The sequence below is a fragment of the Shimia sp. genome, from assembly GCF_041624275.1.
GTDB lineage: Bacteria > Pseudomonadota > Alphaproteobacteria > Rhodobacterales > Rhodobacteraceae > Shimia.
In genome coordinates this window covers 1-7,554 of the sequence record NZ_JBFJVE010000156.1, presented here as the reverse complement: position 1 = coordinate 7,554, position 7,554 = coordinate 1, and the positions used below count along the sequence as shown (strand labels likewise).

Genomic DNA, 7,554 nt, shown 5'->3' with positions numbered 1-7,554 from the left:
CTTCGGGCTGGTGGCGCTGACCGCCGGGGTGTGGCTGCTGTTCGACGAAAACGTCGCCAAGCCGATCGAGCGGCTGGCGGCAACCCTGCGCACCCGCGCCCATGCCGGGGTGGAACAGCAGATGGATACCCATGCCGCGCGCTATCTCGGCGACCTGGCCCCCGCCGCCGAGGCCGTCTCTTCGGTGCTGAGCAAGACGACGATGGAAACCGCCCAGGCGGTGGCCCAGGAAACCGCCCATCTGGCGGCCGAGAAGGAACGGTTGACCGCGCTCTTGACCGAGATCCCGGTGGCCATGATCCTGGTCAGCCCGGCGCATCAGATCGTGCTGTACGACGGTCAGGCGGCCGAGGTGCTGAGCCAGATCCACACCCCGCGCCTCAACGCGTCGATCTTCGACTATTTCAAGGAAGGCTCGCTGCTGAAGGCCTATAAGTCGCTGGTCAAGACCGGCCGCGACGTGTCCTTCACCGCCGAATCGACCATGTGCGACCTGACCTTCGACGGGCGCCTGAAGCCGCTTGGCCACGCCTCGGGCTATATGATCCTGATCGACGAGGAACACGTCCAGATCTCGCCCGATGCGGCGCGGCCGCTGGTCTATGACTTCGAGCTTCTGGAACGGGTGCGGATGCGCGAGGCGGCGATCGAGGACACGCCGATCGAAGAGCTGACCTTTGCCGTCTTCGACACCGAGACCACCGGGCTTCTGCCGCATAAGGACGAGATCGTGCAGATCGGCGCGGTGCGGGTGCTGAACGGGCGCATCGTGCCCGGCGAGACCATCAACCAGCTGGTCAACCCGGGCATCAAGATCCCGCCGGCCTCGACCAGGGTGCACCGCGTCACCGACCTGATGGTGGCTGATGCCCCCGACATCCACACCGCCTCGCAGCGCTTCCACACCTTTGCCCACGATTCGGTGATCGTCGCCCATAACGCCCCCTTCGACATGGCCTTCCTGCGCCGTCACGGCACCACCAACGGCTTGCAGTGGCGCCACCCGATCCTCGACACGGTGCTGTTGTCGGCGGTGCTGTTCGGCGCCAGCGAAACCCACACGCTGGACGCGCTCTGCGAGCGGCTGAAGGTCACCATCCCCGACCATCTGCGCCACACCGCCCTCGGCGATGCCCAGGCCACCGCCGAGGTGCTGTGCCTGATGCTGCCGATGCTGTCCTCGCGCGGCTACAAGACCTTCGGCCAGGTGGTCGAACAGACCCGCAAACACGGCCGGCTGCTCGAGGATCTGAACTGATAGACGGGGGAAAGCGGTTGCGCCCCGCGCAAATGCCTGTAAATCCGGTAGGACACGCGCGCAGGACTTAGGATCCGCTTGAAATGATCAGGCAGTTTACCCCCGGACAGGACAACACCCGCGACTACCGCGATGCCCTGGGCTGTTTCGCCACCGGTGTCACCATCGTGACCGCGCCCAGTGCCACGGGCGGCATCGGCATGACCGCGAATTCCTTTTCCTCGATTTCGCTGACCCCGCCGCTGGTGCTGTGGTCGCCCTCCAAGACCTCGCTGCGCTACCCGCTGTTCCGCGACGCGCGCCATTTCGCCATCCACGTGATGCGCGCCGACCAGAAGGAGCTTGCGCTCGAGTTTTCGCGCCGGGGCGATGCCTTCGACCAGACCAGGATGCGGCTCGGCGCCAACGGGGTGCCGCTGATCGAGGACTGCCTGACCCGCTTTGAATGCGTGACAACGACCCTGCACGACGGCGGCGATCACGCCATCATCGTCGGCGAGGTCCAGCAGGTGACGATCTGCGAAGGCGCGCCTCTGGTCTTCGCCCAAAGCCGCTACGGCGCGTTCGACGCCGGCGCCTGATCTGCCTTCTCTGGCCGCTCTGGCCGCTCCGGCTGCCATGCAATCAGCGCTTCGGCAGCCTGCGAACACCAGCCCGACAGCGGCGCGGTCAGCGGATCAAGCCGGGCCAGCGCGTCGCCGTGCCGGGCCACGCTGCGCAGCAGTTCCGGTGCCGCACCCATCCGGTCATAGCGTTGGGCGCGCCGGAAATCGGTCCAGCCGCGCTTGAAAACCTCGTTCTGGATCAGCCGGATGCGCTCGATCGCCTGCAGGGCGCTGAAGCGGATCAGATGCGGCAGCAGCGCCTCGGCCCGGCCCGGACAGGTTGCGGCAAAGGCCTCGAGACTGTCCTCGGGCGACAGCGGCCAGAATTCATCGGCGATCAGAAAGCCGAAATCCTCGACCCCCATGCGCCGCCCGGCGTGTTCCCAGTCGAACCAGCTCAGGGTGCCGTCACCGCGCAGCGCCGCATTGCCCGAACGCGCATCCCATTTCACGAAATGGCGCGGCACCGGCACCACGGCGCGGCTGATCCCGCCCCAGTCGACCGCGGGCAACGCCAGGTCGAGCCCCCGGCCGATCCGCTGGGCACAGGTGGCAAACCGTGCCACGAAGACCGAGGTCACGCCGACTTCGGGCACCTGCTCGGTAAGGCCGGTCTCCTTGGCGGCGCGCTTGATGGTCCAGAGACTGTCAAAGGCGGCGCGCGCCAGCGCCACCTGCCCGGCGTGGTCGCGGCCGTGCATCTGCGAGCTCAGCCGCCCCGAGCCGACATCGGACTGGAACAACAGCGCCCCCTGCCGCCCGAGGTATTCGGGCACCGGCGCCCCGGCGCCATGCAGTTTTTCCAGCACCAGAATCTCGCGCTGAAGCCGCGACGGGCGATAGCGGTACGAGGCAATGACGCTCCGGTCGCGGAAATGCACCCGCACCGAATCGCGTTTCTTGCCGCCGGGCGCGGTGATGCGCACCACCGGCTCGGCGAAATGCAGCTCGGCCAGTTCCGAGATCCGCTCGGGGGTGATGGTCTTTTCACGGGGCATGTCTGATGTGCTGCTCATCGCGGGTCCGTTTTTCTGATTGCGCCCAGTGTGACGGCAACCGCCGCTGCGGGCAAGCACATCCACGCCCTCCACGCACCCCACGCCCCCCCACGCCCCCCGTTGCAACCGGGGCCGCCGCCGCGCAACTGCGAAGCCTTGGCTTTACAGCGCGCCACAATTGTCCAACATTGCCCGCTAACGCCCCGCAACAGGATCCTGCCATGACGATGCCGCCCCTGCACCGCCCCAAACCATCCCAGAACGGTCTTCGGATCGGGGCCGATTTCGCGCAGCTCTTGAAGGCCACGGCGCCGCTTCCCGAGATTGTCACCGCCGTGGTGCACCCCTGCAACGAAACCGCCCTCGAAGGCGCGATGGCGGCCCGTGACCACGGTCTGATCACCCCGGTTCTCGTCGGCCCCGAAGCACGGATCCGCGCCGCCGCCGAGGCCGCCGGCCGGGATCTCGGCGGGATCGAGATCGTGCCCAGCCTGCACAGCCACGATTCGGCGCGACAGGCGGTGAAACTGGTGCACGAGGGGCGCGTGCAGGCGCTGATGAAGGGCGCGCTGCACACCGACGAGATCATGGCCGAAGTGGTCGACAGAACGCGCGGGCTGCGCACCGAACGGCGCATGAGCCATGCCTTCGTGCTCGACGTGCCGAGCTATCCCAAGCCGCTGATGATCACCGACGCGGCGATCAACATCTTTCCCGACCTCACCACCAAGGCCGACATCATCCAGAACGCGATCGGCCTGTGCCATGCGCTGGGGGTGGCCGCGCCCAGGGTGGCGCTGTTGTCGGCGGTCGAGACCATCACCCCCAAGATCCCCTCGACGGTCGAGGCCGGCGCCCTGTGCAAGATGGCCGACCGCGGCCAGATCACCGGCGCGCTGCTCGACGGGCCGCTGGCCTTCGACAACGCGATCTCGCGCGAGGCCGCCCTGGCCAAGGGCATCGTTTCCGAGGTCGCCGGCGAGGCCGACATCCTGGTGGCGCCGGACATGGAAAGCGGCAACATGATCGCCAAGCAGCTGATCTATCTCGCCGGTGCGGATTGCGCCGGGATCGTGCTGGGCGCGCGGGTGCCGGTGATGCTGACCAGCCGCGCCGACGGCACGCTGGCGCGCATCGTTTCGGCGGCTCTGGCGCAGCTTCTGGCCCATCACAAACAGGGAAGGAGCATTCTGTGACCAAGGCCATTCTGGTTCTCAACGCTGGCAGCTCGTCGATCAAATACGGCGTGTTCGAAGCCCGGATCGGCGGCGCCTTGATGCTGAAAGGGGCGATCGAGCGCATCGGCGCCGGCGCCGAACTGCGCAGCGCAACACGCCGCGAGAAACTGCCCCTCGCCGAGGATGCCGGGCATGACAAGATCCTGCGCTGGCTGGCGCAGGACCTGCAAGGGCAGCTGCGCGGCGCGGAACTGGTCGCGGCCGGGCACCGGGTGGTCCATGGTGGCCAGACCTTCACCGAAAGCACCCTGATTGATGCCGGGGTCATCGAAGGCATCCGCCAGCTTGCGCCGCTGGCCCCGTCGCACCAGCCTCACAATCTCGCCGGGATCACGGCGCTGGAAGAACTCTGGCCCGAAATCCCCCAGGTCGCCTGTTTCGACACCGCCTTTCACCGCAGCCAGCCGCGTCTGGCGCAGATGTTCGCGATCCCACGCGCACTGACCGACGCGGGCGTGCTGCGCTACGGGTTCCATGGGCTGAGCTATGAATTTATTGCCTCGCAGCTGCCCGGCTATCTGGGCGATGCCGCCAAGGGCCGGGTGATCGTGCTCCACCTTGGACATGGCGCCAGCATCTGCGCCATGAAAGACCGCCGAAGCGTCGCCACCTCGATGGGGTTCACCGCCCTCGACGGGCTGATGATGGGCAAGCGCTGCGGCGACATCGACCCCGGCGTGATCTTCTACCTGATGCGCGAAAAGGGGCTGTCCCTGCCCGAGGCCGAGGCGCTGGTTTCCAATCGATCGGGGCTCTTGGGCGTGTCGGGGATCAGCAGCGACATGCGCGATCTCGAAGCCAGCGACCGCCCCGAGGCGCGCGAGGCCATCGACCTTTTCACCTATCGCGCGGCGCGCCAGATCGGCTCGATGGCTGCGGCACTCGGCGGGGTCGATGCCATCGTCTTCACCGCCGGGATCGGCGAAAACGCCCCCGCCATCCGCCAGGGCATTCTCGAACAGGCGGCCTGGCTGGGGCTGCGGCTTGATGCCAAGGCCAATCTCGCGGGCGGGCCGTGCCTGACCCTGCCCGACAGCCCGGTCGCGGCCTTTGTCATCGCCACCGACGAAGAGCGGGTGATCGCCGACCAGACCTGCCGGCACATGCCCGAGGCCGCGGCCCTGCCCGGTTAGCCGCCGGATAACGGTTGCCTTGCCGGGCCCGGGGTCGCTAAGCTGCAAGTCACTGTTGTTATTGGCCGATCACTGAGGATACCGGAGCCAGACCGATGCCCGAGCCGTCAAGCGCACCGACCGAGAGCGACCTGCCGCTGCCGGCGGGCACCTCGATCCTGAGCCGGCCGCATTCGGCCCAACTGTTCTTCGTCTACCCCGGCCTGCGCCGGGCGCTGAACGGCAAAAATCCGATGTTCCTTCTGCATTCCGGCCTTGCCGAGCGCAACCTGGCCTTTCTGCGCGACCCGCTGGTGCAGTTCTTCGAGGGCGGGCTCGACGACAATTACCCCAGTTTCGACGCGGTGCTGCACTGGCACCGCCGCTATGCCGCCAGCCTGCCGCAGCTGAGCGAGGTCTATTGCGTCGGCAATTCCAGCGGCGGCTTCTCGGCCCTGGAGATGGGCCATCACCTCAAGGTGAACGCGGTTTTCGCCTTCTGCCCGCGCGGCCCCGGTCGCGGCCCGAGGCTTCGGCAGCTGCTCTCGGAGTGGAACGGACGAACCGAGTTTCACATCCATTATTCGCCTCATAATCAAAAGGATACCGAATTCGCCGAGGCTCTCGCCGACACCCCGCACCTGACCCTGCACCCCTCGGACCCGAAGCATAACGACGACCACAAGATCATGAGCCAGATGGCGCGGCGCGGCGATCTCGCCGCCGTCTTCCCGCCGCAGAAGACCGTCGACGCGCCGGCGGGCTGAACCGCGCCACGCATCGGTTCCCGGGCCTCAATTTCCAGGCTCAATTTCCAGGCTCAATTTCCGCTGCGACGGCGCCCGACCAGCGCCGCGATGGCGCGGATGTCGGCGAAATTCTCGACCACGAAATCGGCCTCGCGGAACTGCACGCCAAAGGCGCCTTCGACCCCCATCACGAGGTCGACGACGGCAAAGGAATCCATCCCCAGACCGTCCTCGAACAGCGCCAGATCAAGCGGCAGATCGGCGGGGCAAAGATCGCTCTTGGCGGCGCCCAGAACCAGTTTGCGCAGAATGTCGAACTCGGCCTCGGTCATTGCCGGTCCTCCTCGGGCGATCCTTCGGCCGCAGATCCTTCGGCGGCAAATCCGGTGTCCTCGGCGCGCGCCGCCAGCGCCTGAAGGTCGATCTTGCCCGAAGCCAGCCTCTCGAACCGCGCCAAGGGCACGATCCGGTCGGGCACCATATGCCCCGGCAGGCGGTCGCGGCAATGCTGCATCAGGCCGGCGGTCTCGAACACCGCCCCCGGCGCCATGACGACAAAGGCCACAAGGCCGGCGCCGCGCCGGGTCTCGCCGGAGGCGATCACCGCCGCCTCGGCCAGGCTCGCGGCGTCGCTCAGGCAGGCCTCGACCTCGCTGGTCAGCACCCAGTAGCCGTCGCGCCGGATGCGGTCGTCGGCCCGCCCGAGAATGTCGAGTTCGCCGGCCGCGCCGAGGGTGCCGAGATCGCCGGTCGCCTGCCGCGCCGGGGCGGGCGCGATCAGCTGCCCCGTGGCATCGCCGTAGCCGAGGTAGCCGGCCGCCTGTTCCACCATCACCGGGCCGATGGCGCGCCCCTGCCCGTCGGTCTGGTCGGCCTCGACGAAGACCCGCGCCGATTTCAGCGGCGGCCCGATAAAGCGGTGGCGGCGCTCTGGCTCGGCATCGGGATGGCCGCCGACGACCGCGCCAAGCTCGGTCGACCCATACATCGCCACCACCGGGCCGTGCATCTTTTCGAAACGGGCCGCGAAATCCTCGGACAGGCGCCCGACGCCGACGACGACGACCCGGTAGCGGCGCGCATCGCGCCGCAGCGGCAGCAGGGCGCGGCACTGGCCGGGGATCAGAAAGGCCACCGTCGGCTCGCAATCGCGTTCCGCCGCCAGGATCGACAGGGGGTCGCCGCCCCGTGTCACCCGAAGCGAGGCCCCGGCCAGAAGCGCCGGCAGCAGCCCGCCACCAAGGCCGAACATATGCGCCAGCGGGGTCGAGACCAGAACGCAGTCGTCGCGGCTGATCCGCATCCGCTCGCGCACCCCGTCGGCATTGAGGATCAGCCCCGCGCGGCTGTAGACCACCCACTTCGGCGCGCCGGTCGACCCCGAGGTCGCGACATAGATCCGCGGTTCGCGCGCCGTTGCCTCGGCCTGCGGCGGCGGCTTCGTGGCGGCGGCCCCGGCCGATCCCGGCAGCGGCCCGGCCTCCATGCGCGCGGTATCGAACACCGCGGCGCAGAAGGGCGGCGCCTCAGCCGCGCCATCGGCCGGCAGCACGACGATCGAAATCCCGCGCCGCAAGAGCGCCACAAGGGCGGT

General features: G+C 68.1%; 8 protein-coding genes. 5 read left to right on the top strand and 3 right to left on the bottom strand.

All coding sequences use genetic code 11. The features are described 5' to 3' along the window. Nucleotides 1-1,258: exonuclease domain-containing protein (locus tag ABZD10_RS11850; protein WP_372886734.1), on the top strand; the 1,258-nt coding region annotated here is incomplete at its 5' end. Nucleotides 1,259-1,341: 83 nt separating this feature from the next. Beyond that, on the top strand, nucleotides 1,342-1,839 hold the full coding sequence (locus tag ABZD10_RS11845; RefSeq protein WP_372886733.1) for a flavin reductase family protein: 498 nt from the start codon (nucleotides 1,342-1,344) through the stop codon (nucleotides 1,837-1,839). Here the strand turns inward: ABZD10_RS11845 and ABZD10_RS11840 are convergent. Further along, on the bottom strand, nucleotides 1,812-2,879 hold the full coding sequence (locus ABZD10_RS11840; RefSeq protein ID WP_372886731.1) for a hypothetical protein: 1,068 nt from the start codon (nucleotides 2,877-2,879) through the stop codon (nucleotides 1,812-1,814). The genes ABZD10_RS11845 and ABZD10_RS11840 overlap by 28 nt on opposite strands. A 203-nt stretch (nucleotides 2,880-3,082) precedes the next feature. Between ABZD10_RS11840 and ABZD10_RS11835 the strand changes: the two genes are divergently transcribed. The 3 genes from ABZD10_RS11835 to ABZD10_RS11825 all read left to right on the top strand — a co-directional run bounded on the left by ABZD10_RS11835 (nucleotide 3,083) and on the right by ABZD10_RS11825 (nucleotide 5,978). Then, nucleotides 3,083-4,057 carry a bifunctional enoyl-CoA hydratase/phosphate acetyltransferase gene (locus tag ABZD10_RS11835; protein ID WP_372886729.1) on the top strand — a complete coding sequence of 325 codons (975 nt, stop codon included), beginning with the start codon at nucleotides 3,083-3,085 and terminating at the stop codon, nucleotides 4,055-4,057. Next, on the top strand, nucleotides 4,054-5,232 hold the full coding sequence (locus ABZD10_RS11830; protein WP_372886727.1) for an acetate/propionate family kinase: 1,179 nt from the start codon (nucleotides 4,054-4,056) through the stop codon (nucleotides 5,230-5,232). Before ABZD10_RS11835 ends, ABZD10_RS11830 begins: the two co-directional genes overlap by 4 nt. A gap of 95 nt (nucleotides 5,233-5,327) precedes the next feature. Further along, a complete protein-coding gene (locus ABZD10_RS11825) occupies nucleotides 5,328-5,978 on the top strand; it encodes a hypothetical protein (protein WP_372886725.1) in 651 nt (216 codons plus the stop codon). 53 nt (nucleotides 5,979-6,031) lie between these two features. Here ABZD10_RS11825 and ABZD10_RS11820 read toward each other — a convergent pair whose 3' ends face one another. Together ABZD10_RS11820 and ABZD10_RS11815 are read right to left on the bottom strand one after the other, a co-directional pair. Beyond that, nucleotides 6,032-6,292: an acyl carrier protein gene (locus tag ABZD10_RS11820; protein ID WP_372886724.1), complete on the bottom strand. Its 261-nt coding sequence runs from the start codon at nucleotides 6,290-6,292 to the stop codon at nucleotides 6,032-6,034. Continuing rightward, nucleotides 6,289-7,554 (bottom strand): class I adenylate-forming enzyme family protein (locus tag ABZD10_RS11815; protein ID WP_372886723.1); only part of this gene is annotated, 1,266 nt, incomplete at its 5' end. The genes ABZD10_RS11815 and ABZD10_RS11820, both read right to left, overlap by 4 nt.

What these genes read in the sequence shown, in the direction of transcription:
- ABZD10_RS11845 (WP_372886733.1), top strand. Translation starts at nt 1,342, where the DNA reads ATGATCAGGCAGTTTACCCCCGGACAGGACAACACCCGCGACTACCGC.
- ABZD10_RS11835 (WP_372886729.1), top strand. Translation starts at nt 3,083, where the DNA reads ATGACGATGCCGCCCCTGCACCGCCCCAAACCATCCCAGAACGGTCTT.
- ABZD10_RS11840 (WP_372886731.1), bottom strand. Translation starts at nt 2,879, where the DNA reads ATGAGCAGCACATCAGACATGCCCCGTGAAAAGACCATCACCCCCGAG.
- ABZD10_RS11825 (WP_372886725.1), top strand. Translation starts at nt 5,328, where the DNA reads ATGCCCGAGCCGTCAAGCGCACCGACCGAGAGCGACCTGCCGCTGCCG.
- ABZD10_RS11820 (WP_372886724.1), bottom strand. Translation starts at nt 6,292, where the DNA reads ATGACCGAGGCCGAGTTCGACATTCTGCGCAAACTGGTTCTGGGCGCC.